The following is a 23162-nucleotide window of genomic DNA, read 5'->3' as shown; positions in this document are numbered from 1 at the left end:
TCTTCTAAAGGCAAGCAAGCATGTAGGTCAAAATAAAGGGTTTTTTACAATTAACAGTGCTGTTTCCACTTACCTTACCGATTAAAAATGTAGTATTTTTCTGCATTTCACCGACATTTTAAGACTGCACACCTTGTTATAAGGGGCCAACACCACTACTTTGGTCCTATTCACAACAAACTCTTAGACAAGAGATAAAATCCGTTTACTTTAGTAGGAAATTTCAACTAAATGTTGCGGGAGACCCAAGTACAGACCAATAATTACCTCATAAAGCAATTGCCTGGAGCAACAGCTTTTGTGAATACCAAGTTCGAGGTAGTTCATGCGTCGGACAAATGGGTGTCCTTGTTCGATTTCAACCCTTCCACCGTATTCGGAAAAACGTTACACAAACTCTTTAAGAGTATAGACCAGGATTGGCAAAATGTCTTAGACGGTTGCCTTTTAGGAAAACACAGCGAGGTTCATTTAGAGCGACATATTGATAAGGCAAAGAATGAGCGTTGGTTTAAATGGTCAAACATTCCCTGGTACGATGATAAGGAAAATGTCATTGGCATCATTTTGAATACAGAAGATGTCACGGAAAGAATCCAGAATGAATTGCAATTGGAAAAACTTGAAGTTCTATTCAAGGAAAAATCAGAAATTGGAAAAATAGGACATTGGGAGTATGATGCTGAAAAGAATGAACTTCTTTGGTGTAATATTACCAAGGCTATTCATGAGGTTCCTATGGATTATGTACCGAACATTAGTAACGGCCATACTTTTTACAAAGAGGGATACAGAGGAGAAACTATTGCCAATATGGTCCGTAAAGCAGTTAGTACCGGAGAACAGGTGAGCGGGAGAATTCCCTTGGTCACTGCAAAGGGAAAACATATCTGGGTGCTTGCCGCGGGTCAACCCATACAAAAAAACGGGGTATTTATTGGACTTATAGGCACTTGCCAAGACATAACGGATATTGTAACGGCCGAAGCCAAAACAAAAGAAAGTGAAGAACTCCTAAGAAAACTGATAGACAACCTACCTCTCAATGTTTTCATAAAAGACCTAGAATCTAGAAAAATATTGGTCAATAAGTCGGAATGTGACTTTTTTGGAGTAAAAAATCCAGAAGAAATCCTAGGAAAAAACATGTTCGATTTCTATTCGAAGGAAAAAGCCCAACGTTTCCGAAATGAAGATTTGGAGGTCATGAACAATAATACACCTATGCTCTCCATAGAGAGTACTTTTACTAAAAAAGACGGATCTTCCTCCACTTTTTTAACCTCAAAAATCCCACTTACAAATAGTGAAGGACAAGTTACCGGCTTAATAGGCTTTAGCTTGGACATATCTAAAGTAAAACAAAAGGAACAGGAACTAAAAGAAAATGAACATTTGTTGAGGACCCTGGTGGACAATCTACCCCTCAATGTATACATAAAAGACCTAGAGTCCAGAAAAATCCTCGTCAATCAATCTGAATGTGATTACTTGGGCGTAAAAAATCCCAAGGAATTATTGGGAAAAAGTGATTTTGATCTATATGATAAAAAGATTGCCCAAATATCAAGAAACGAAGATCTTAAGGTATTAACTTCATTAAAACCGATTATAGGAAAGGAAACGGTAAATATCACCAAAGATGGTAAGGCAACCTATTTCTTAACCTCCAAGATACCTCTAAAAGGGTTGGATGGCAAAGCCAATGCCTTGGTTGGCTTTAGTTTGGATATTTCCAAACTAAAACAAAAAGAGGAAGAACTAAGGGATTTGATCAATGTAACCTCATTACAGAACAAAAAGCTTATCAATTTTGCCCATATCGTTTCCCATAATCTAAGATCACATACCGCTAATTTCTCTATGTTATTAGATTTTTTGATCAACGAAAAGGATGAAGAGGAAAAATTGAAAATAGTAAATATGTTGACCGATGCATCGGACAATTTATTGGAGACCCTTGATAATTTAAACGAGGTGGTCGCTATTAACACCAATGTCAATTTGGGCAAAATTCCCAACCATTTGAACTCAAAAATTGAAGCGGTACAACAAAATCTCTTGGCCTTTCTAAGAAACAACAACGCAAAAATCATAAATAATATCCCTGATGATATACATATAAAAGCCATTCCGGCTTATTTGGATAGTATTTTGATGAATTTTATGACCAATGCAGTTAAATATAAAGATCCAAACAGAGATCCAATAATTACCTTGAGCATAAAAAGAAGCCAAGATTACACCGTCTTGAGCATTGCCGATAACGGCTTGGGTATCGACCTAAAAAAATACGGCGGCAAATTATTTGGCATGTATAAAACATTCCACAGCAATACTGACGCTAGGGGAATTGGACTTTATATTACCAAGAACCAGGTTGAGGCCATGAACGGAAAAATTATTACAACCAGTGAGGTTGGGAAAGGCACCACATTTAATATACACTTTCATGAAAAAGATTGATTCTGTTTGCATTATTGACGACGATCAGATCGTTGTTTTTGGCATTAAAAAAATGCTAGGAACGGTCGTTGATTGCGAAAATATTTTCACTTATGGCAATGGAAGGCTTGCTTTGGAAGGAATTCGTGAAATGATCGAAGAAAACAATGAGGTACCCAGTATCATTTTCCTGGATATCAATATGCCCATTATGGACGGCTGGGAGTTCTTAGAAGAATTTATTACCCTAAAATTGGACAAAAAAGTATATATAAATATCGTGACCTCTTCCATAGACCCTTGCGACAAACAAAAGTCGGAAACCTTCAAATCCAGAACACATCACACCATAGAATATAAGACCAAGCCCATTAGGAGAAATGAAATTGAAGAAATAACAAATGCCGCTTAGACTTTGAACTTTAAATTTGCTTAATTTTGAAAAGGCATTGCCAATAATGTCCAGTCAACAATTATAAGTAAATGAGATATTTTTTAATCTTTTCTATTCTGTTCCTACTACTTTCCTGCGAAAAAAAAATAGAAGATAAAATAGCTGAATATCCCACCCCATTTGAGAAATCGAATGGCAATCAGACCGCCACCTATGATGAGGTCATTGAATTCTACATCCAATTAGCGAAGGGATTTCCCGCCATCAACATACAGACCATTGGTGAGACCGATAGTGGTAAACCATTACACATTGTGACCTTTAACTTGGACGGGGATTTTAACTTTTCCAAAATTGGCAAGGACAAAACCATCATCCTGATCAACAACGGCATTCACCCAGGCGAAAGCGACGGGATAGATGCTACAATGACCCTATTCAGGGATTTGGCAGTGGAAAAAATTACGCCTCCAAAAAACGCGGTCATCACAACTATTCCCATCTACAACATTGATGGCGCCCTAAATAGAAACTCCACCACCCGTACCAATCAAAATGGCCCAGAATCTTATGGTTTTAGGGGAAATGCCCAAAATTATGACCTCAATCGGGATTTCATCAAATCCGACACTAAAAACGCAAAAACTTTTGCCGATATTTTTCATTTGGTAAAGCCGGATATTTTTATTGACAACCATGTAAGCAATGGTGCCGACTACCAATACACCCTTACACACCTATTTACACAGCACAATAAGCTTGGCGGAGACCTTGGTACATTCATTAACCAGGAATTAAGGCCCAAATTGGAGCAATCCTTAGCTGCCTCTAATTGGAATATTACCCCTTATGTAAATGTATTTAATACAGTGCCCGAAAAAGGTTTTTCCCAATTTATGGACTCCCCCAGATATTCCACAGGATATACAACTTTATGGAACACCCTTGGAATGATGGTAGAGACCCACATGCTAAAACCTTATAAGAAAAGAGTGGAGGGAACGTACCATCTGATGGTCAAAATGATAGAAATAGCGGATACGGATACCAAGAAAATTAAGGAGTTAAGAGAGCGCGCCTTTTCCGAACAATTGGAAATGGACTACTACCCATTACAATGGGAAGTAGACAGCACAAAAGTATCTACCTTAAATTTTAAAGGCTTTGAAGCAGACACCCTGATCAGTGAAGTCACCGGCCTCCCACGCCTAAAATACGATAGAAAAAGACCTTTCACTAAAAAGATAGAGTACTACGATAATTTTAAGCCTTCAGTGATCGTAGAAGTCCCCAAGGCTTATATTATTAAAAAAGGATGGACAAAAGTAGTAGACCTGCTTGCCAAAAACCAAATTAACTTCCGAACACTTCAACAGGACTCCACTTTTTTGGTAGAATCCTATAAAATTGAGGCCTACAGCACCTATGAGCGGCCCTTCGAAGGCCACTACCCACACTATGGAACCAAAGTTTCCAAAAAATCGGATACGGTAAGATTTTCACAAGGGGATTATTTGGTGCCCACCAACCAACCGGGAATGAGGTATCTCTTGGAAACCTTGGAACCAGAGGCACCCGACTCATTTTTCAACTGGAATTTCTTTGATACTATTCTTAGTAGAAAAGAGGGATTTTCTCCTTACGTTTTTGAGGATGTAGCGCTTAAAATGTTACAGGAAAACGAATCCTTGAATTTGGAATTTCAGCTCAAAAAGGAAATGGAACCCGATTTTGCCCAAAACTGGTATGCGCAGTTAGACTGGCTTTTTACACATTCCAAATATTATGAATCTGCACACATGCAGTATCCGGTATACCGCATATTAAAAGATAGCGGCTTGGCTTCACAATAAAAATTAATCCTCGAAAAGAATTTTGATATTGGTATAAGAATTCTGAAGTGCCTTTTTAATTTTTTTGGGTCCCTTCCACTTTACTTTCACGATCCCTTCGTCGGCCTGACCCACTAACGGGCCCCTATATGCCGTTCGCATGGCATACCAATGCACCTCTTTTAGCTTATAAGTGCCGTTTCTTTTGAATACGTGATAGGTAGTCCTAAGAAAGTTCTCAATTTTCAGGCCTCGTACCCCGGTCTCCTCCTCTACCTCCCTTATTGCGGCATCTGGTAAGGTCTCCCCTTTATCTACTTTTCCTTTGGGCAAGTCCCATTTATCATTCCGGTAAATAAAAAGAACTTTCCCCTCCTTATTGGTCACAACTCCGCCTGCCGCTACCACTAATGGAATCTTTTTGGTGAACTTTTTAAGTATTTCTTCGTGATTCGGGTGATAGATATAAGCCTCTGTAATTTTATTCTTTGCCAAGGCAGCAATGGCAGCATTGATAGATTTACCATTCAACAAAAAATATTTGCTGTTGTCTGTTTCCGAGAGTTTATTTGTTAAAATAAGAGCAGACTCATTAACAAAAACTTTATACATTTGCGTCATGGTTTTAAATAAAGACACCGCAAAAAAAACAGCAGAGCTTTTGTTGCAAATTAATGCAATAAAGTTGACACCTGAAAATCCATTTACATGGGCTTCGGGTTGGAAATCTCCAATCTACTGTGACAATAGAATAATCTTGTCCTATCCTACCATAAGAAATTTTGTGCGCGATGAGATGGCCAAGCAAGTAGAAAACCTTTATGGAAAGCCAGATGTGATTGCTGGGGTAGCTACCGGTGCCATTGGTATTGGCATGCTGGTTGCTGAATCTTTGGGCCTACCTTTTGTCTATGTACGCCCAGAACCTAAATCTCACGGAAGACAAAACCAAATTGAGGGTTATTTGGAAGCCAATCAAAACGTTGTGGTCATCGAAGATTTAATTAGTACAGGAAAAAGTAGCTTAAATGCGGTAGATGCCCTTAAGGAAAGTGGCGCCAATATTAAAGGAATGATCGCCATCTTTACCTATGGTTTTTCCGTCGCACTCGACAATTTTAAAGAAAAAGGCGTAGAACTGCACACCCTGAGTGATTACGATCATCTGATAAAACAGGCATCAGAGACCAATTATATCAAAGAAGCTCAATTGAACACACTTCTTGCATGGAAAAACAATCCTGCAGAATGGAAAAAATAACTTAATATGCATATTGAAACTCCGAAAAAAACAATAGCAAAAAGCGATAAGGAAGTCTACGATTTTTTGCTTGATATCAAAAATTTTGAAAAATTGATGCCTGAAAACATTAGTAAATTTGAAGTTTTGGGTGAAGATAAATTTTTATTCGCCTTAAAAGGAATGCCCGAAATTGTTTTAAAGCTAAAGGACAAAAACCCTTACGACAAGGTTGTTTTGGGTGCTGCCAGCGATAAACTACCCTTTACACTTACGGCAGATATAGTTTCCCTAGGGGAAAATGAAAGTGACGTTGTACTAAGTTTCGAAGGCGAATTTAACGCCATGATGGCCATGATGATAAAAACGCCCATCACTAATTTTATGGGAACCCTATCCGAAAACCTTCATAAAATCTAGTACAATAATTTAATTTCCTTTAGACCAAATTCTTTTTTTATACCATCTTCCAAGGTAATGATGAGTTTCCCTTCTTGGGAAACATCGGTGATGAAACCCATAAATAATTCGTCATTCTCATTTCTGAAAGTGGAAGGCTTATCTTTTCTAAAGAGCACACTTTTGTATTTTTCAAGGAGTGCGTTTCCTTTTGTGGAATTTTTGGACTTTAAGATGTCAAACATCTCCCCCATTGTTTCTAAAAGCGACTTTAAAAGTTCTTCCAAGTCCAAATTTTTACCTGAAATCAGTTTTAAGGAAGAAACATTTGGAAGATTATTGAAGTGGATTTGGTTCACATTTAGTCCAATTCCTATGACGGAAGACTGAATTTTATCACCAGAAAGGATATTTTCGATTAGGATACCGGCTATCTTATGGTGACCTGACAGAATGTCGTTTGGCCATTTTACACGTAGATCGGGTATATGAAGCTTCTTTAAATGCTCATATAGCGCCATAGAAACCAATACATTGATCATAAATTGATTGGATACCAAAAAATTATCAAACCTCTTCAACACACTAAAGGTCAGGTTTTTACCGGGTTCTGACTCCCATACGGTGCCCATTTGTCCTCTCCCTTTAGATTGTTCACGGGCCATTACAACCGTAAAATCTTTCAGTGCAACCTCTGCCAATAACTCCTTTAAGTATGCATTTGTGGATTCCGTGGCATTAAGTTTGATTATCTGCATAGGTAAGTAGTTGTTTTCTTGCACAATCTTATGTTAAAAACAATAGCTAAAAAAACAAAAAAACAATAACTTTGTAAAATATAAAATTTTTGAATGCAGAATAGTAAAGTTAGTCAAGATGAATTAATCACTTCAATTTTATTCGGAATAGAAGAAGTAAAAGGAAATCATATAAATATCCTCGATCTTAGAGAAATTGAGAACACTGTATGTGATTACTTTATTATCTGTGATGGTACTTCCAATACGCATGTAAATGCAATCGTCAACTCAATCCAAAAAACTGTAAGCAAGGGCTTAAAAGATAAGCCTTGGCACGTTGAAGGTTCCGACAATTCGGAGTGGGTCTTAATGGACTACGTAAATGTTGTGGTGCATGTCTTCCAGACGCAAACCAGGGAATATTATGACATAGAAGGTCTATGGGGCGATGCGAAGGTAACCGCTATTGAAAGTAGTTTTAATAAGTAAAAAAAAATAATGGCTAAAGAAAATAATACAAGTCCAAAAAAACCAAAATTCAGCTCATGGTGGATTTATGGTTTAATTGCTATGTTGCTAATCGGTTTCCAATTTTTCGGTAGCGGTAATTTCAATAGCACCAAAAAAACCACCTCTTCTGAGCTACAAGAATATCTGAGGAACGGGGATATTTCTAAAATTCTTATTATTACCAATACCCGTCAGGCTAAGGTCTTCCTTACCGAGGAGGCTTTAAACAAGGACGTTCACAAGGATGTGGCAGAAAAATCTTTTGCACTTACACAGGGAGTGACGCCACAGTACATATTGGACTATGGGGATTTACAGAACTTTGAGAACGAGATAAAAAATATTAAAAAGGAGAACAACCTGGATACCATTGTCGATTACGACACGGAATCTAACGTCTTGGGAGACCTTCTCTTGACTTTACTGCCATTTGTACTAATCATAGGTATTTGGATCTATTTGATGCGCAGAATGTCTGGTGGTGCCGGTGGAGGAGCTGGAGGACAGATCTTCAACATAGGTAAATCTAAAGCAAAACTTTTCGACGAGAAAACAGATACAAGGACTTCCTTTAAGGATGTAGCCGGTCTCGAAGGGGCAAAAGAAGAAGTAGAGGAAATAGTTGAATTCCTTAGAAATCCAGATAAATACACCTCTTTGGGTGGAAAAATTCCTAAAGGTGCCTTATTGGTAGGACCTCCTGGAACAGGTAAAACATTATTGGCCAAAGCCGTTGCAGGTGAAGCCAAAGTTCCTTTCTTTTCATTGTCTGGATCAGACTTCGTAGAAATGTTCGTAGGGGTTGGTGCCTCAAGGGTACGTGATCTTTTCAAACAAGCAAAGGATAAATCCCCGGCCATTATATTTATCGATGAGATAGATGCCATTGGTAGGGCAAGAGGGAAAAATAATTTTACCGGGTCCAACGATGAAAGGGAAAATACCTTGAACCAATTACTGACAGAAATGGATGGTTTTGGAACCAATACAAATGTTATTGTATTGGCAGCCACAAACCGTGCGGATGTGTTGGACAAGGCCCTTATGAGAGCTGGTAGGTTCGATAGACAGATCTATGTGGATCTTCCTGATCTTAACGAACGTAAGGAAATTTTTGAGGTTCACCTTAGACCGATAAAAACTGCAGAAACGCTGGATCTTGATTTTCTTGCAAGACAAACGCCAGGTTTCTCAGGTGCAGATATAGCCAACGTATGTAACGAGGCCGCACTTATCGCCGCCAGAAAAGAGAAAAAGGCCGTAACAAAACAAGATTTCCTGGATGCCGTAGATAGGATCGTAGGAGGTCTTGAAAAGAAAAATAAAATCATCACCCCAGGTGAGAAAAAAACCATCGCCTATCATGAAGCCGGACATGCCACTGTTAGCTGGATGTTAGAACATGCTGCTCCCTTGGTAAAGGTAACAATTGTGCCTAGAGGACAATCTTTGGGGGCAGCATGGTATTTACCGGAAGAGCGACTTATCGTTAGACCGGATCAAATGAAGGATGAGATGTGTGCCACCTTAGGAGGAAGAGCTGCCGAGAAGGTGATGTTCGATAAAATTTCCACGGGTGCCTTGAGTGACCTTGAAAAGGTGACTAAACAAGCAAGGGCAATGGTGACCATCTATGGCCTTAATGATGAGATAGGAAACCTTACCTACTATGATTCCTCTGGTCAGAACGAGTTTGGATTTTCCAAGCCATATAGCGAGGATACCGCTCAGAAAATTGATAGGGAAATTTCCAAACTAATAGAGGAACAATACAAGAGGGCTGTTGAACTTCTATTTAAACATAAGGATAAACTTACCGAATTGGCAGAACGCCTTTTGGAAAAGGAAGTTATCTTTAAAGACGATTTGGAAAAGATTTTTGGCAAAAGACCATTCGACAAAGAATTTGATGCTCAAGGCCAAGAAAAACTCGATAACGAAGTATTACCAAAAGAAGAACTAGAATCTTAGAAACAAAAGACGTGTTATTACACGTCTTTTGCTTTACTTTATGCCATAAATTGAAGATCGTATAAACAGCTATGGGTCTATTTGATAAACTATTTGGGGGTGGAAAGAAGAAGGTTTCAAGGGAAACTGCTGAAACCAGAGGGCTACATATGCCTGACCTCAATATACCTGTGGACGAAAAATTTACGATTCACTTTAAAAAGAATGGTGGTAAATTCCTATACTGCGATTCCTTTTCAGAAATTGCCGAGGCTCTAGACAATATTATTGTTGAAAATCAATGGCAAGACCATGCCTTCTTTTCCATAGATGACAGATTGGAAGACAGGTTTTCCAAACAAGGGCTGCTATTTACAAACAGTCCAACCAAGAGCAAGGTATTTTTTACCACTTGCGAGCAACTCATAGCCCAAAACGGGTCCATTTTAGTATGCTCCAACCAATTAAAAGAGTACAAACTACACGATTTACCAGAAAATCTTATTGTTTTTGCCACGACCAGTCAACTGGTAGAATCTATTGGAGAAGGTTTAAAGAACATTAAGAAGAAATATAAAAACAGCATTCCGGCCAACATTACAACCATTAAACATTTTCAGTCCAATACGGAGGACAAAGATGATTTCCTCTCTTACGGAAGTAGTTCAAAAAATTTATATCTTTTACTTCTGGAAGACCTTTAACTTATGAGAGAAATTCTAAGGCGCCTAATAACGGGTGTCGTCTATGTCTTTTTATTACTATCTGCTATTTTTCTTAGCTCAGATGCCTTTGACTTTTTGTTTATGGCCTTCGGATTGGCCTGTTTACATGAATACAAGCGTATTGTAAAACTGAAAGGATACCATATCTATTTGGCCTATTTGATTCTTTGGTGGGCCTTTATATATATTATTCAGGACCAAGTAGTCATCAATATTTTGATGTTAACGACAATTACCATTAATTTAGCACTACTGGTTTTCCTCTTCAACAAAAAAGAAATTCATCTCAACACTTTGCAGAAATTCCTATTTGGTTTATTTTATATAGGTGGAGGCTGTATTTTTCTTACCATGATACCTTATAAGGATGACGAATTTGCCCAGTTTTTGATCATGGGTATTTTTATCCTCATTTGGGTAAATGATTCTTTTGCCTACTTGGTAGGAAGAAGTATAGGAAGAACCAAACTTTATCCCGCAGTTTCTCCTAAAAAAACAATTGAAGGAACTTTTGGAGGACTAGTTTTCGCCCTGGTTGCGGCATATATCATGTCATCCTATGAAACCAACCTCTCCCTTCAGGAATGGTTGATTTTAGCCGTAGTGATTGTTGTTACCGGTAGTTTGGGCGACTTAATAGAATCTAAATTCAAAAGAAGCGCAGGGGTCAAGGACAGCGGCGCCATATTGCCCGGTCATGGAGGCATGTTGGATAGGTTGGACAGTTTGGTCTTTGCCGCCCCATTTGCTTATTTAACGTTAAATATCTTTTCATATGTTTCATAAAGAAGGTCAAAAAATCATTTTAATTACATTTCTGATCGTTGCTTCCATCAGTCTTTTGGCCCATTTTTTTATTGATATTACCTGGGCCAGACTTGCCATACAGATCTTTGCCCTATTTATTTTGGTAATGATCCTTCAGTTTTTTAGAAATCCTAAACGAAAGGTCATCAAAAACTTTGACGAGATATTGGCACCCGTAGATGGGAAGGTTGTTGTTATTGAAGAAGTAGAGGAAACGGAGTACTTTAAGGATAGAAGAAAACAAGTCTCTATTTTTATGTCCCCCATCAATGTACATGTCACAAGGTATCCTGTGAGTGGAGTAGTTAAATATTCCAAATATCACCCTGGAAAATACCTAGTTGCCTGGCACCCAAAAGCGAGTACCGAAAACGAACGAACCACTGTAGTCATAAAAACTCCCAAATTTGGCGATATCCTGTACCGACAAATAGCTGGGGCAATGGCCAAAAGAATCGTAAATTATGCCATTGAAGGAGATAGTGTCCGGCAAGGTGAGGATGGTGGTTTTATTAAATTTGGTTCTAGGGTAGATTTGTTCTTACCTTTAGATTGTCCAATTACGGTAAAATTGAACCAAAAAGTTACAGGAGCCAAAACCTGTATTGCCATACTTAAAAGTCAGGATGACGAGTGATAAATTAAATACAAAATTTTCCGAAGCTGTTGCCTTTGTGAATGACTTTACAGAACCCCTACCTGCTGATCTTCTGCTAAAGCTCTATGCGTATTATCGCATTGCGAATGAGAACTTCAACCACCCAGGAAGCAGCACACCACTAATCAATGCATTTAAGGCCAATGCAATGATACAGGCCAAAGATATAAAACCGAAGCAAGCTATGAAGCTTTATATCGCCCTAGTAGACAAGGAACTTAGAAATAAGTTGTAAGGTTTTTTATAAAAATAAGTGATTAGGCTACAGACAGAATATCCTGCTCTTCTTTCTCAAAATAAGTGAAGTATATACCAAAGACTATGGTGATTATAAAATAACCAGCCATAAGTATTTCACCAAAGGGCATAAAGCTATCTAGCCCGAACCAACCTCCGGTATAAACAATTATTCCGATCCCGCACAGACCCCTTGCCACCTCAATATACACAGCAACCTTACTTCTATCCATTAAAGACGAATACCCATAGATGCCAACAAATACAAAAGCTCCAAATAACAATAGCCCATCAAAACCAATAACGCTGTAACTATAAAACATAAACAGCAAAAGGAGTACACTGAACAACATTTGAAAAATCACATAGGCCTTTAGCCTTGACGACGCCACTGTTTTATACCTTTTAAAGTGATAAACATCCTCTATGATGGTAATGGGATATTTCTCCTTGACATCCTCCGGTCTCCATCCGGTAGGCATAAACCAAATTCTAATTTTGTCCCAATAATTCCCAGTTCTCCAAGCATCCTTCAACATATTCCAAAAATGCTGAAAATTAATATGCACAGGGTTCCAAGTAGCTGCCTGTTTTAACACCCCGAACTGAGGTGGGACGTCGTCCAGTTCTTCTTGGAATGTTCCAAACATCCGATCCCATATGCACAAAATCTGTCCAAGATTCTTGTCGATATACTCCGGGTTAATAGCATGGTGAACTCTGTGCTGGGAAGGTGTCACCAGGACTTTCTCTACCCAGCCCATTTTACCAATATGCTGCGTATGATACCAAAATTGGGCAAATAAATGTACTGGAGCCAAAATAGCAATCACCTCATAAGGAACACCCAATAAAGCTGCGGGTAACAATAAAATTGAAAAATATCCAATCAGATTTGAAATAGGCTGGCGGAGAGCACAGGCCAAATTGAATTCTTCACTACTGTGATGTATCACATGCTGATTCCAAAATATATTGATCTTATGGCTCAATCTGTGGTTCCAATAGCCCGCAAAATCCATAACTACAAAAGCCACAACCCAAACTAGCCAAGTAGCTTTAATCTCTGTTACCGCCAGTTGTTCCACTAAAAAAGGATAACTGATCACAATAAAGGCAAGGCCAAGGGAATCTTTTATAATATTGGTCAATCCGGAGCTTATGCTAGAAACAGTATCCAGCACCTTATGCATTTGATTTTTGATGAAATAACCGTAGCCGATTTCAATGGCTAGCAAAAGAATAAAAAAGGGAATTGCATATAATAATGCATTGGCATAGGTTTCCATGACAGGATATTAATTCATACTCCCTAAATATACTAAAATCCTCTTTTACAACTGAATAATTATTTTTTTGGTTACCAAAACTCAGGGAGAATTTACTTTTAGGATAAAACCTTGGCCGTGTACATTATCAATCTTTATACTTGGATCTTTACTGAGGTACCTCCTTAAATGGGAAACGAATACATTTAAACTCTTTCTATTGAAGTAATCGTTCTTACCCCACAAATGAATTAGGATATCCTTATGGGAGCAGAGCTGATTAGGGTTATTGACCAGATAAACCAATAGTTCATTTTCCCTACTGGTCAGAGATGTTACCTCATTTTCAAAACTCAATTCTTGATTGACACTGTTCAATCGATATTTACCAATAGAATAATTTTTATCCTCATGGGCAACAACAGTTTTTTTACCCAATCTGGACAAAAGGCTTTCAATACGCACCACCAATTCTTCTTCATCAATTGGTTTTTTCAGATAATCCACGGCCCCAAGGGCAAATCCTTTTAGGACGTCGATTTTTAAAGATCTCGCCGTTAAAAACAAAAACGGTAACTCAGGAGCCACATTCTGAATCTTCCCGGCAAGGGTGAACCCGTCCATTTCAGGCATCATTACATCCAAAATGGCCAAATCATAGTAATTGCTTTCAATATTCTTTAATCCCTCCTTACCAGATTTTGCCCAAGTAATTTCAAACCCCTTCATCTTTAAATACTCTGTGAGCAAATACCCTAGAGATGGGTCGTCCTCAACTAATAATATGCTATACTCTTTTTCCATTTTTCTTTAAAGGGATTTCTATTGTAATTGTGGTGCCTTTGCCGAGCTCACTTTCCACTTTTATATGGCCATTATGACTATCAACAACATGCTTCACATAATGTAATCCAAGTCCATATCCTTTCACCGTATGTAGGTTACCTTGAGTTACCCTGAAATATTTATCAAAAATACGTTGCTGGTCTTTTTTATCCACTCCTATTCCATTATCCCTGACACTTACCACCAGAAACTTTTTATCCATATAGGCTTCTAAATGTATTTTAGGATCTTCAGAATACTTTTTGGCATTCTCCAATAAATTAATGATCGCATTTTCTAAATGGGAAACCGCTGCACTCAAGTGATATTCCCCATCCTGCAATTCATATGAAAATTGAAGGTTCTCCAATGCTCCCAAAGTCTGAAACTCCTCACAAAGCCGTTTCAATACAGGCCTAAAATCAGCATCCGTAAAAACCAAGACTTTTCTATTGTTCTCCATACTTCCCAATTCCAAAACCTTATCTATATGGACTTTCAATCTTTCCATCTGCTGCCGGATAATGGCAACTATAGGTTTGTGTTTTTCATCTAAATCCTTTTCCAGAATTTTGGTAGCCAACCCTATAGAGAATACAGGAGTTTTTAATTCATGGGTTAGATTATTAATGAATTCGTTGGTGGTGGTAATAAGTTTTCCTTGCCAATAAAAAGACCTCAGCACCCAAATGACCACCATAATAATGGCCAACATAAATATGAGACTGGGAATGGTGAGCCCGTTCAACTGAAATAAAAAGTAGGTATTAATATCTTTGAATTGAAGCTCAAGCACCAAGCTTTTGCCTACTAAAGCAGGCAGGTACCCGTCCAATTCTATTGGATAGGCATTTAACTTGTCACCTTCCCTAAAAACGATGGGTGATGTTAGGTAATCCGTAGAATCCCTGGAGAATAATTGATATGAAAAATCGGTTGCAATACCATTGACAGCCAACCTATCTTTTAAAAAGTCATTGAAAAAATGTCCAGTGGCACTTTGTACACTGTCCATACTAAGTTTAAAATAGGAATCATCCTTTGTGATCGACTTGCCAATTAAAAATGTAAGTTCATTTTCTTCGAACAAGTCCTTTTTTATAGCCTGACTGGCAATACCCATATTTTTACTGAACTGCACTTTGGCTAGATTTAGTCCAATCCGTAAATATTGGTACTGTACGATGAACAGGCCGAGCACCGCAACTATAAATATAACGATATGTAATTTCCGTCTTTTCAAACCAAGCCCAAAATAATACAAAAATGGGCTATTTTGCCTTTCTCAATAATTTATTATGCCCATTAACTTTTCATTAATCTTCTTTACCTATCGTTAACCTCAACCAATGGCAAATCTGCTTAATTTAGTCAATAGTTAATTCCAATTCAATTTCATTGCAAGTACATTCATAAATAATTAGTCACTCAAAGCTAACCAATGATTGGTTAGCTTTTTGTTTTTGGCCTTGCAAACCATGGATACCTCTAGCATTTAGAATAATGCTGATAAAAAACAATGAAAGAAATCTACCTACATATTACCACAAGAATTTCTAAAGATCAGATTCTTTCCATCTGTATTGGACTGGTATATGTTTGGTTTGGATCATTAAAATTCTTTTCAGCGATGAGTCCGGCCGAAGATTTGGCGATCCACACAATTGCTAAACTAACCCATGGCCTTATCCCGTCTTCCATTGCCATCTATATCTTGGCCTTTTGGGAAACACTCGTGGGGGTACTACTAATTGCCCAAACATACCGGAGAACTATAATTATTATGGCATTGGTCCATATGGGCATGACCTTTACCCCCTTTATTTTTTTTCCAGAACTTACATTTAACGAAACTATATTTGTGCCCACATTGCTAGGACAATATATTGCAAAGAATATTGTGATTATCGGTGCCCTACTAAGTCTGCTCCCGGAGAGATCCATGGAGTAGAGCAACTCTCAAATCCTGTACTTTAAGAGGTTAGACTTTAACCTGCCATCTTTACTATTACCAATCTATTGGATGATAATCCTTCAGGAATTTTCCGGTCCAATGCTTTGCGGTATTAATACCATCTATCAGTGGATCCAAGACCCTTGCAGCCCCATCAACAATATCTAAAGGTGGTTGAAAATCATGAACCTCAACCTTTCTTTTGGAAAGTTCCACAGGGTCCTCATCTGTCACCCAACCGGTATCGACGGCATTCATGTATACCCCATCCTTTGCAAAGTCGAGGGCAGAGGTATGTGTCATCATATTCAAGGCCGCTTTGGCCATATTGGTGTGGGGATGCCTGTCTTCCTTGTAAAAACGATGGAACTTGCCTTCCATTGCCGAAACATTGATAATATGCTTTTTACCCGTGTTTTCCTGCCTCATCAATCTAGACAAGCGGTTGCAGAGTACAAATGGTGCTATTGCATTCACCAATTGCACTTCTATCATTTCCGGGGTCTCTATCTCCCCCAATTTTAAACGCCAGCTATTGGTTTTCCTCAAATCGACCTGTTGTAGGTCTGCATCAAATTCTCCCTCTGGAAATACTTCCTTGGTGGAAAGTGAATTGTCAAAACTATAGGGAATCTGTGATAGCTTAGCGGAAGCCCTAATCCCGATGCCAGGTTCTGGAGCGTGCCAATTTACCGGCAGGGCGTTGTTTTGTTCCGTAGATGTTCCTTTACCCAAAGATTTTAATTCCTGCAAACAGTAATTGTGATCGGAAAGAACTTCCTGTGCAAACTGAGGTAATTGCTCTATGGGCAATTCCTCATTTTTTATTAGGTGTTGGTAAAAGCCCGCTGGTCTTCGCACCGTTTGTGCTGCATTGTTTATCAAGATATCTAACCTGTCGTACTGCTGTTCTATAAAATTGCAGAAAATTTCTACGCTGGGAATATGACGGAGATCAAGACCATGGATTCTTAATCGATGTCCCCATTGCATAAAATCTTCTTCCTTGGAAAAACGCAAGGCAGCATCAACCGGAAAACGGGTTGTTGCAACCACCGTAGCACCTGAACGCAATAAAATTAAGGCAATATGGTATCCTATTTTCAATCTGGAACCTGTTACCACCGCTACTTGACCTGTTAAGTCAGCAGTCTGGAATCGTTTGGCGTAATTGAAGTCCCCACAATCCTGGCACATGGTATCATAAAAGTGATGTAATTTGGTATAGACTGTTTTACAGACGTAGCAATTTCGTGGTGATTCCAATTCCCTCTCTTCCAACTGCTCTTTAGATGGCATGGGCAACAATTTAGGCGCCACAAATACTGCCGCCTCTCTAGCACTTCGAATCCCAGTTTCCTTACGCGCATGTTTGTCGCGTTCTATCATTTTTCGCTTTGCAGCTTTGGCAGAATCTTTTTTACGTTGTTTAAACTCGTGACGATCCGGTCTGGAAAGAATTCCTGCCGCTTTTAATAAGGCCACTCTTTTATCTTCTGGCAATTCCAAAATCTGATGCGCATTGTCCACCAATCTATCCAAAATGGAAATACACTGCTCTATCTCCTCAAGACTCACCCCCGACGATGTCAGTTCGTTTGGCTCATTCGGCTTCATAATACTCATACAATCAGGATTATTGCTCTTTTTTAAAACGGTGCAAATGTACAGTATAATTCATCTGAAAAAGCAATAAAAAGGCATCAAATGATCAATGGATCATTGTGAAATCTTACGAATGCCGGTTTTAAACCTAAGCATCATGATATCAACATAAAGAATTGATAGTGTCACTAATTTCTAAAAAGGCCCTATCATGATATGAGCCCTGTACGTCCCAGGATCCATCAGCCAAGGCATTCCTGGAGCATGTGGCTTATCTGGAAGTCCCGTAGATTCAATGGTTGCAAAGGGAATATAAACAACATATCTAAACTTACCATCGGACAAGGTTCCCGAAGCTTTATCATACGCCTCATCACTTCCATAATAGATGTACAACATACTGGGATCTTTAGGCATCATTAATTTCCCCGCAGCAACTTCCGCTCCCCGAATATCAAATTTTTCCTTGGCGTCCATACCCTCGGCTCCCAATTCCCTCCCTCGTCTCATAAATGGTTCCAATTGAACAGAATAACAGGCTACACTGATTCCTTCCTGATTTGGATTATCAGCAATACATACCAGGTTATTGGATCCTTTCCTCAGTACGGTGAATTTCCCATTGGCATCATATCCATAAACCATGGCCTCACTCTTTTTTTGATCTGGAGCAGGTATCACTGCTGTTTTTATTTGAATTTCCTTTGGCAATATTTCAGTTTTCACCTCCTGTGCCGATGAAGAAAAGAACAATAACAGGATCAACATGAATAGTAGTGGTTTCATAATTCTATCTTTTATTAAATATAAAAAAAGACGGCTTATTAGAGAAATAAAAAAGCGTTTACCTTTTCAACCATGAAAAGATAAACGCTTCATATTAAATGTAGTACCTTTTATTCCAAGCTGGCCAAGCTCTTTTCCAAGGTCTCGATTTTGGCAACTGCATCTGCCTCTTTTTGACGTTCCAATGCAATGACCTGCTCTGGAGCATTACTGACGAAACGCTCATTGGAGAGCTTCTTTTGTACAGATATCAAAAATCCTTTGGTATACTTCAATTCCTCATGGATCTTCTTTATCTCTGCATCAATATCAATTGCACCGCTCATCGGAATAAAATATTCATTAGATTTCACCCTAAACGTAAGTGCTCCATCAAGCGGACTTTCCCTATAGGAAATAGTAGACACATTGGTAAGCTTGCTTATAATCACATCCCAATCATTTGCTATTTGGCCTTCGTTCAATACAGACAGTTCCAAAGATTCCTTCATGGGAATGTTCTTTTCCTTTCTAATGGTTCTGACTCCGGCAATAACATCGGCAGCAAAATCGAATCCTTCAATAAGACTCTCATTTACTGTATTTGGCTTTGGCCATTTTGCCACTACCAGCGCCTCCTTAGGCGAACGCTCAGCTATATGCTGCCATATTTCTTCTGTTAGGAATGGCATGAACGGATGTAATAATTTAAGGTTGTTCTCAAATATTTCGATCACTGCATCAAACGTGATCCTATCGATAGGCTTTTGGTATGCAGGCTTTATAATTTCCAACAACCACGAACTGTAATCATCCCACACCAATTTATAAATTGACATCAAAGCATCTGAAATTCTGTATTTGCTAAAATGGTCCTCTATCTCCAATAAGGTCTTGTTGAATTTGGAATGGTACCATTCAATTCCCAGTTTTGAAGATTCTGGCTGGGGCAAATCTGCCACTTCCCATCTTTTAACCAACCTAAACCCGTTCCAGATCTTATTGGCAAAATTTTTCCCTTGTTGACATAGGGCCTCATCAAACATTAAATCGTTTCCTGCCGCGGAACTCAATAAAAGTCCAACCCGCACCCCATCAGCACCATAATCCTTAATCAACTGTAGGGCGTCTGGTGAATTCCCCAACGATTTAGACATTTTACGCCTTTGCTTATCCCTAACCAAACCTGTTAGATATACATTTTCAAAAGGTTTTTCGCTTCTATATTCATATCCAGCAACAATCATTCTGGCCACCCAGAAAAACAAAATGTCCGGACCGGTCACCAAATCATTGGTAGGATAGTAATATTCAATTTCCTTGTTCTCCGGCTCCAAAATCCCATTAAAAACACTAATGGGCCACAACCAGGAAGAGAACCATGTATCCAAGGCATCCTCATCTTGTCGAAGATCTATGGATGTTAAATTAGAGTTACCAGATTTTTTCTGGGCAAGGAGCAATGCCTCCTCCTTGGTCTCAGCGACCACAAAATCGTCCTGTCCATCCCCAAAATAATAGGCAGGTATTTGTTGTCCCCACCATAATTGCCTGGAGATATTCCAGTCGCGGATATTTTCCATCCAGTGGCGATAGGTATTCTCAAACTTTTTTGGAAACAATTTGATTTCTTCATCTTCCAAAACAGATTTGATGGCCGGCTTTACCAAATCTTCCATTCTTAGGAACCACTGGTCAGACAAACGTGGCTCTATTACCGCTTTGGTCCTTTCGGAAGTTCCCACCTTATTGAGGTGTTGCTCTTTTTTTATCAAAAACCCTTTCTCTTCCAACTCTTTGGAGATTTCCTTTCTGACTACGAACCTGTCTTTGCCTTCGAAGTGAAGACCATAACTGTTAAGGCTAGCATCGTCATTAAAAATATCTATGGTTTCCAAATTATGCTTTTCTCCTAAAGCCTTGTCATTAATATCGTGGGCAGGAGTTACTTTTAAGCATCCTGTACCAAATTCCACGTCTACATATTCATCCTCAATAATCGGGATCACCCTATTGCATATGGGCACAATTGCCTTTTTACCTTTTAAGTGGCTGTATCGCTCATCATTTGGATTGATACAAATGGCGGTATCCCCTAAAATGGTTTCTGGTCTTGTGGTTGCAATGGTTACGGTTTCATCCGAACCTTCAATACCATATTCCAAATAGTATAACAGGCCTTGCTTTTCCTCATAGATCACTTCTTCATCAGAAAGTGTGGTTTTAGCTTCCGGATCCCAGTTCACCATGCGGTACCCCCTGTATATCTGACCTTTGTTGAACAAGTCAACAAATACCTTAATTACGGAAGCGGACATATTGTCATCCATGGTAAACTTGGTCCTATCCCAGTCACAGGAACATCCCAATTTCTTCAATTGCTCCAAGATTACGCCACCATACTCATTGGTCCAGTCCCAGGCATGTCCTAAAAATTCCTCTCGGGTTATATCGGCCTTATTGATGCCCCTTTCCTTTAATCTAGCAACCACTTTAGCTTCCGTTGCAATAGAAGCATGATCCGTACCGGGCACCCAACAGGCGTTTTTACCCATTAGTCTTGCTCTTCGGATCAGAACATCTTGAATAGTGTTGTTCAGCATATGCCCCATATGTAAGACCCCGGTAACATTTGGAGGGGGAATTACAATGGTATAAGGCTCTCTTTCATCTGGTACTGAGTGGAAATATTTATGTTCCATCCAGTAGTCATACCAGCGGTTTTCGGCCTTTTGGGGCTCGTATTTTGATGGGATCTCCATTATTTGGTATAGTTTTTGTCTTACCCTTTATAGGTATTGTTCAATTTATTTAAATAAGTAATGTTAACCTTAATAAATCCATTACTCATTTGATAAGCTGGAAATACGAAACAAAAATAAGTAACGTTATTACATAACAAAAGAATTTTGGAGGTTGATGTGAAAACATTTACTTTTGAATCTTACCCAAAACTAAAAATGATGAAAAAAATAGTACTATTATTATTTATTGGACTATTAGGAATTAGCCTAAACGCGCAGGATAAAACTGCAAAAATTAAGTTTAATACGGATACCGTTGATTACGGCGTGGTTGAAAAAGGCAGTGATGGAGTTCGTGCTTTTGAATTTACAAACACCGGAACATCTCCTTTGATTATCAGCAAGGTGAGTTCTAGTTGTGGATGTACAATCCCTAAAAAACCAGAAGGTCCTATTATGCCAGGAGAGAAAGGCGAAATCCAAGTAAAATATGATACCAACAGGGTTGGACCTATTAGAAAGGCGATCACAGTCATCTCCAATGCAGATCAGCCGACAATTATTTTAAAGATTAAAGGCGAAGTAAAAGCCTAATTTATAATCACATTATTAAAAGCCCGCAATAGCGGGCTTTTTTTATTTGAATACTTTTTTTAGAACAAAGGAAAAAAGCAGATCTTGGTTATAACGCTCAATCACCAGCTTAACCCTTTTTCCTTCCCTTTCATTGATCATTTGAAGCACTTCTTGGAGTTTGTACTTATGAACACCCTTGCCATTGACCGAAAGTATTAAGTCTCCCTCCTGCAATCCTGCCTCATGAGCCGGACTTCCAGCGCGAATGGAGGAGACAACGATTTCTGGTACCAAACTTAATCTCGTCCTGCCTTCCATCAATAATTGCACGTCTCCAAACGACTTTTCATCATTTTTTACAATACCTCTGGCATCTGTAAGTTTCTCTGCGATATAACGCATTCCCGCATGCATGAGTTCTATCCCACTAAGGTTGTACAGAAATGGCGCCTTAAAATTACCATTCCTTTTTATGAGGATCTCATTTTCCGCATAATTGAAAACAATATTGAATCTCTTTAATATTTCGCCACCAATACTACCATTGCGCTCCCCCAGATTCTTAATCGCATTAAAGGATTCCATATCTGGAAATGCAGTCTTTGGGCCCTTTAAACTATTGCTACCCAACTTAAACCCTTCTACCATAGTTCGCTTTCCAAAAATATTGCCACTGAGCCCTTTTCCCAGGTAATCCTCATAATGCTTCTCAGGAATATCCAAGCCCTTTTCCTCATCTTCAAAAAGCCAGATGGCGTCCGAACTACCAGTATCCACCAATAACCTCACAGGTATTTCCGATCCACTTCCCATAAAAACCTTACCGTCTACATAAGCCTTTTTATTTTCAACAATTAAAGGAAGCCTTTCTTGATTTTTACTGAGTTTGGGCTTGTAGCTCTTCGGGTCGTGGAATTTAATAATCTTGGACCCGTAATTAATTTCCACTACAAAATCTTTAAAAAGGTCATAGCCAATGATTCCGTGAACCGGGACGCCCAGACTAGGGGAAAAATTAATGTCCTTATCTAGAACCACATACAACTTCTGACTCCTATTTGAAATAGAATTTATTTTAAAGAAATTACCATCAGAACTAAGCCCTTTCATATGACTGCCTTCCCCCAAGCCTTTGATGGTTATTTCGGTGACATTTTTGATTTGTACGGAGTCCTGATCGGAGAGATTGAATAAGATTGGAGTGCCCACCCCTGAATCGAGCAGAAAGGACAACTTTGCCCCATTCACTTCCACAGGAATGATTATTAAATTGTTGATGAGCTGGAATTTTACCTTTTGAAATTTCTCACCTCTCTCCAATTTAAATCCTTGGGCAAAGGAAATTAATGGAAAACAAAAGATAATTATTGCGATATATTTTAATAGGCGGGCCAAATTTCAGTATTTCAATTTCATAAACTTCTTTAAATTAAGGAATTAACAACAATTGTCATAATACATTAACATATAATTGGTGGCATAAAATAA

The 23162-nt window shown here is 38.7% G+C and carries 22 protein-coding genes; 13 read left to right on the top strand and 9 right to left on the bottom strand.

The features are described from left to right. Positions 1-231 precede the first annotated feature (231 nt). From ABXZ32_RS15205 to ABXZ32_RS15195, 3 genes are all read left to right on the top strand, one after another. The gene (locus tag ABXZ32_RS15205) at positions 232-2466 is read left to right on the top strand and encodes a PAS domain-containing sensor histidine kinase (protein ID WP_354619543.1); all 2235 of its coding nucleotides are present in this window, start codon (positions 232-234) and stop codon (positions 2464-2466) included. Beyond that, a complete protein-coding gene (locus ABXZ32_RS15200; protein ID WP_354619542.1) occupies positions 2453-2857 on the top strand; it encodes a response regulator in 405 nt (134 codons plus the stop codon). Before ABXZ32_RS15205 ends, ABXZ32_RS15200 begins: the two co-directional genes overlap by 14 nt. A 71-nt stretch (positions 2858-2928) precedes the next feature. Continuing rightward, entirely contained in the window at positions 2929-4692 is a 1764-nt protein-coding gene (locus tag ABXZ32_RS15195; RefSeq protein ID WP_354619541.1) for a M14 family metallopeptidase, read from the top strand. A gap of 3 nt (positions 4693-4695) precedes the next feature. Here ABXZ32_RS15195 and ABXZ32_RS15190 read toward each other — a convergent pair whose 3' ends face one another. After that, positions 4696-5283 carry an NUDIX hydrolase gene (locus ABXZ32_RS15190; RefSeq protein WP_354619540.1) on the bottom strand — a complete coding sequence of 196 codons (588 nt, stop codon included), beginning with the start codon at positions 5281-5283 and terminating at the stop codon, positions 4696-4698. 7 nt (positions 5284-5290) lie between these two features. Between ABXZ32_RS15190 and pyrE the strand changes: the two genes are divergently transcribed. After that, complete coding sequence (gene pyrE / locus ABXZ32_RS15185; protein ID WP_354619539.1) at positions 5291-5932, top strand: orotate phosphoribosyltransferase; 642 nt, start codon at positions 5291-5293, stop codon at positions 5930-5932. A gap of 6 nt (positions 5933-5938) precedes the next feature. Continuing rightward, positions 5939-6331: an SRPBCC family protein gene (locus ABXZ32_RS15180; RefSeq protein WP_354619538.1), complete on the top strand. Its 393-nt coding sequence runs from the start codon at positions 5939-5941 to the stop codon at positions 6329-6331. Here the strand turns inward: ABXZ32_RS15180 and ABXZ32_RS15175 are convergent. Then, the gene (locus ABXZ32_RS15175) at positions 6328-7068 is read right to left on the bottom strand and encodes a biotin--[acetyl-CoA-carboxylase] ligase (RefSeq protein ID WP_354619537.1); all 741 of its coding nucleotides are present in this window, start codon (positions 7066-7068) and stop codon (positions 6328-6330) included. The genes ABXZ32_RS15180 and ABXZ32_RS15175 overlap by 4 nt on opposite strands. A gap of 93 nt (positions 7069-7161) precedes the next feature. On the opposite strand from ABXZ32_RS15175, the gene rsfS reads away from it, so the two are divergent. From rsfS to ABXZ32_RS15145, 6 genes are all read left to right on the top strand, one after another. Further along, a complete protein-coding gene (gene rsfS / locus ABXZ32_RS15170) occupies positions 7162-7539 on the top strand; it encodes a ribosome silencing factor (protein ID WP_062052930.1) in 378 nt (125 codons plus the stop codon). Between the two features lie 9 nt (positions 7540-7548). Beyond that, the gene (ftsH, locus tag ABXZ32_RS15165) at positions 7549-9531 is read left to right on the top strand and encodes an ATP-dependent zinc metalloprotease FtsH (protein WP_354619536.1); all 1983 of its coding nucleotides are present in this window, start codon (positions 7549-7551) and stop codon (positions 9529-9531) included. Positions 9532-9602: 71 nt separating this feature from the next. Next, positions 9603-10214 (top strand): LUD domain-containing protein, encoded by a 612-nt coding sequence (locus tag ABXZ32_RS15160; protein ID WP_354619535.1) that lies wholly within the window; start codon positions 9603-9605, stop codon positions 10212-10214. Positions 10215-10217: 3 nt separating this feature from the next. Continuing rightward, a complete protein-coding gene (locus ABXZ32_RS15155; protein ID WP_354619534.1) occupies positions 10218-11021 on the top strand; it encodes a phosphatidate cytidylyltransferase in 804 nt (267 codons plus the stop codon). Further along, the gene (locus tag ABXZ32_RS15150; protein ID WP_354619533.1) at positions 11011-11679 is read left to right on the top strand and encodes a phosphatidylserine decarboxylase family protein; all 669 of its coding nucleotides are present in this window, start codon (positions 11011-11013) and stop codon (positions 11677-11679) included. Before ABXZ32_RS15155 ends, ABXZ32_RS15150 begins: the two co-directional genes overlap by 11 nt. Continuing rightward, complete coding sequence (locus tag ABXZ32_RS15145; RefSeq protein ID WP_354619532.1) at positions 11669-11935, top strand: acyl-CoA-binding protein; 267 nt, start codon at positions 11669-11671, stop codon at positions 11933-11935. Before ABXZ32_RS15150 ends, ABXZ32_RS15145 begins: the two co-directional genes overlap by 11 nt. Before the next feature lie 22 nt (positions 11936-11957). Here ABXZ32_RS15145 and ABXZ32_RS15140 read toward each other — a convergent pair whose 3' ends face one another. The 3 genes from ABXZ32_RS15140 to ABXZ32_RS15130 all read right to left on the bottom strand — a co-directional run bounded on the left by ABXZ32_RS15140 (position 11958) and on the right by ABXZ32_RS15130 (position 15273). Then, positions 11958-13226 (bottom strand): sterol desaturase family protein, encoded by a 1269-nt coding sequence (locus tag ABXZ32_RS15140; protein ID WP_354619531.1) that lies wholly within the window; start codon positions 13224-13226, stop codon positions 11958-11960. 81 nt (positions 13227-13307) lie between these two features. After that, positions 13308-14009 (bottom strand): response regulator transcription factor, encoded by a 702-nt coding sequence (locus tag ABXZ32_RS15135; protein WP_354619530.1) that lies wholly within the window; start codon positions 14007-14009, stop codon positions 13308-13310. After that, positions 13993-15273, bottom strand: a complete 1281-nt coding sequence (locus ABXZ32_RS15130; RefSeq protein WP_354619529.1) for a sensor histidine kinase — start codon at positions 15271-15273, stop codon at positions 13993-13995. Before ABXZ32_RS15130 ends, ABXZ32_RS15135 begins: the two co-directional genes overlap by 17 nt. 276 nt (positions 15274-15549) lie before the next feature. Between ABXZ32_RS15130 and ABXZ32_RS15125 the strand changes: the two genes are divergently transcribed. Further along, positions 15550-15981: a doxx family protein gene (locus ABXZ32_RS15125; RefSeq protein ID WP_354619527.1), complete on the top strand. Its 432-nt coding sequence runs from the start codon at positions 15550-15552 to the stop codon at positions 15979-15981. Positions 15982-16038: 57 nt separating this feature from the next. On the opposite strand, the gene ABXZ32_RS15120 is transcribed toward ABXZ32_RS15125, so the two are convergent. The 3 genes from ABXZ32_RS15120 to ABXZ32_RS15110 form a co-directional block, all read right to left on the bottom strand. Continuing rightward, positions 16039-17601: an SDR family NAD(P)-dependent oxidoreductase gene (locus ABXZ32_RS15120; protein WP_408017366.1), complete on the bottom strand. Its 1563-nt coding sequence runs from the start codon at positions 17599-17601 to the stop codon at positions 16039-16041. Positions 17602-17784: 183 nt separating this feature from the next. Then, positions 17785-18375, bottom strand: a complete 591-nt coding sequence (locus tag ABXZ32_RS15115) for a hypothetical protein (RefSeq protein WP_354619525.1) — start codon at positions 18373-18375, stop codon at positions 17785-17787. A 110-nt stretch (positions 18376-18485) separates the two neighbouring features. After that, the gene (locus ABXZ32_RS15110) at positions 18486-21116 is read right to left on the bottom strand and encodes a valine--tRNA ligase (RefSeq protein WP_354619524.1); all 2631 of its coding nucleotides are present in this window, start codon (positions 21114-21116) and stop codon (positions 18486-18488) included. A gap of 198 nt (positions 21117-21314) precedes the next feature. Here ABXZ32_RS15110 and ABXZ32_RS15105 point away from each other — a divergent pair, with 198 nt between their 5' ends. Further along, positions 21315-21692 carry a DUF1573 domain-containing protein gene (locus tag ABXZ32_RS15105; protein ID WP_408017344.1) on the top strand — a complete coding sequence of 126 codons (378 nt, stop codon included), beginning with the start codon at positions 21315-21317 and terminating at the stop codon, positions 21690-21692. A gap of 42 nt (positions 21693-21734) precedes the next feature. Here the strand turns inward: ABXZ32_RS15105 and ABXZ32_RS15100 are convergent, their stop codons facing one another. After that, positions 21735-23069, bottom strand: coding sequence for a PDZ domain-containing protein (locus tag ABXZ32_RS15100; protein WP_354619522.1), 1335 nt, complete (start codon positions 23067-23069; stop codon positions 21735-21737). Positions 23070-23162 lie beyond the last annotated feature (93 nt).

This window comes from Sediminicola luteus (assembly GCF_040566555.1).
Classification (GTDB): Bacteria; Bacteroidota; Bacteroidia; order Flavobacteriales; family Flavobacteriaceae; genus Sediminicola.
This window is presented reverse-complemented; position numbering and strand designations above follow the sequence as displayed.

Bases quoted from the DNA above. Each gene is read 5' to 3' on its own strand.
- ABXZ32_RS15110 (WP_354619524.1), bottom strand. From the start codon at position 21,116: ATGGAGATCCCATCAAAATACGAGCCCCAAAAGGCCGAAAACCGCTGG.
- ABXZ32_RS15115 (WP_354619525.1), bottom strand. From the start codon at position 18,375: ATGAAACCACTACTATTCATGTTGATCCTGTTATTGTTCTTTTCTTCA.
- ABXZ32_RS15195 (WP_354619541.1), top strand. From the start codon at position 2,929: ATGAGATATTTTTTAATCTTTTCTATTCTGTTCCTACTACTTTCCTGC.
- ABXZ32_RS15180 (WP_354619538.1), top strand. From the start codon at position 5,939: ATGCATATTGAAACTCCGAAAAAAACAATAGCAAAAAGCGATAAGGAA.
- ftsH (WP_354619536.1), top strand. From the start codon at position 7,549: ATGGCTAAAGAAAATAATACAAGTCCAAAAAAACCAAAATTCAGCTCA.
- ABXZ32_RS15160 (WP_354619535.1), top strand. From the start codon at position 9,603: ATGGGTCTATTTGATAAACTATTTGGGGGTGGAAAGAAGAAGGTTTCA.
- ABXZ32_RS15155 (WP_354619534.1), top strand. From the start codon at position 10,218: ATGAGAGAAATTCTAAGGCGCCTAATAACGGGTGTCGTCTATGTCTTT.
- rsfS (WP_062052930.1), top strand. From the start codon at position 7,162: ATGCAGAATAGTAAAGTTAGTCAAGATGAATTAATCACTTCAATTTTA.
- ABXZ32_RS15200 (WP_354619542.1), top strand. From the start codon at position 2,453: ATGAAAAAGATTGATTCTGTTTGCATTATTGACGACGATCAGATCGTT.
- ABXZ32_RS15125 (WP_354619527.1), top strand. From the start codon at position 15,550: ATGAAAGAAATCTACCTACATATTACCACAAGAATTTCTAAAGATCAG.
- pyrE (WP_354619539.1), top strand. From the start codon at position 5,291: ATGGTTTTAAATAAAGACACCGCAAAAAAAACAGCAGAGCTTTTGTTG.
- ABXZ32_RS15120 (WP_408017366.1), bottom strand. From the start codon at position 17,601: ATGAAGCCGAATGAGCCAAACGAACTGACATCGTCGGGGGTGAGTCTT.
- ABXZ32_RS15140 (WP_354619531.1), bottom strand. From the start codon at position 13,226: ATGGAAACCTATGCCAATGCATTATTATATGCAATTCCCTTTTTTATT.
- ABXZ32_RS15145 (WP_354619532.1), top strand. From the start codon at position 11,669: ATGACGAGTGATAAATTAAATACAAAATTTTCCGAAGCTGTTGCCTTT.
- ABXZ32_RS15175 (WP_354619537.1), bottom strand. From the start codon at position 7,068: ATGCAGATAATCAAACTTAATGCCACGGAATCCACAAATGCATACTTA.
- ABXZ32_RS15105 (WP_408017344.1), top strand. From the start codon at position 21,315: ATGATGAAAAAAATAGTACTATTATTATTTATTGGACTATTAGGAATT.
- ABXZ32_RS15190 (WP_354619540.1), bottom strand. From the start codon at position 5,283: ATGTATAAAGTTTTTGTTAATGAGTCTGCTCTTATTTTAACAAATAAA.
- ABXZ32_RS15150 (WP_354619533.1), top strand. From the start codon at position 11,011: ATGTTTCATAAAGAAGGTCAAAAAATCATTTTAATTACATTTCTGATC.
- ABXZ32_RS15135 (WP_354619530.1), bottom strand. From the start codon at position 14,009: ATGGAAAAAGAGTATAGCATATTATTAGTTGAGGACGACCCATCTCTA.
- ABXZ32_RS15205 (WP_354619543.1), top strand. From the start codon at position 232: ATGTTGCGGGAGACCCAAGTACAGACCAATAATTACCTCATAAAGCAA.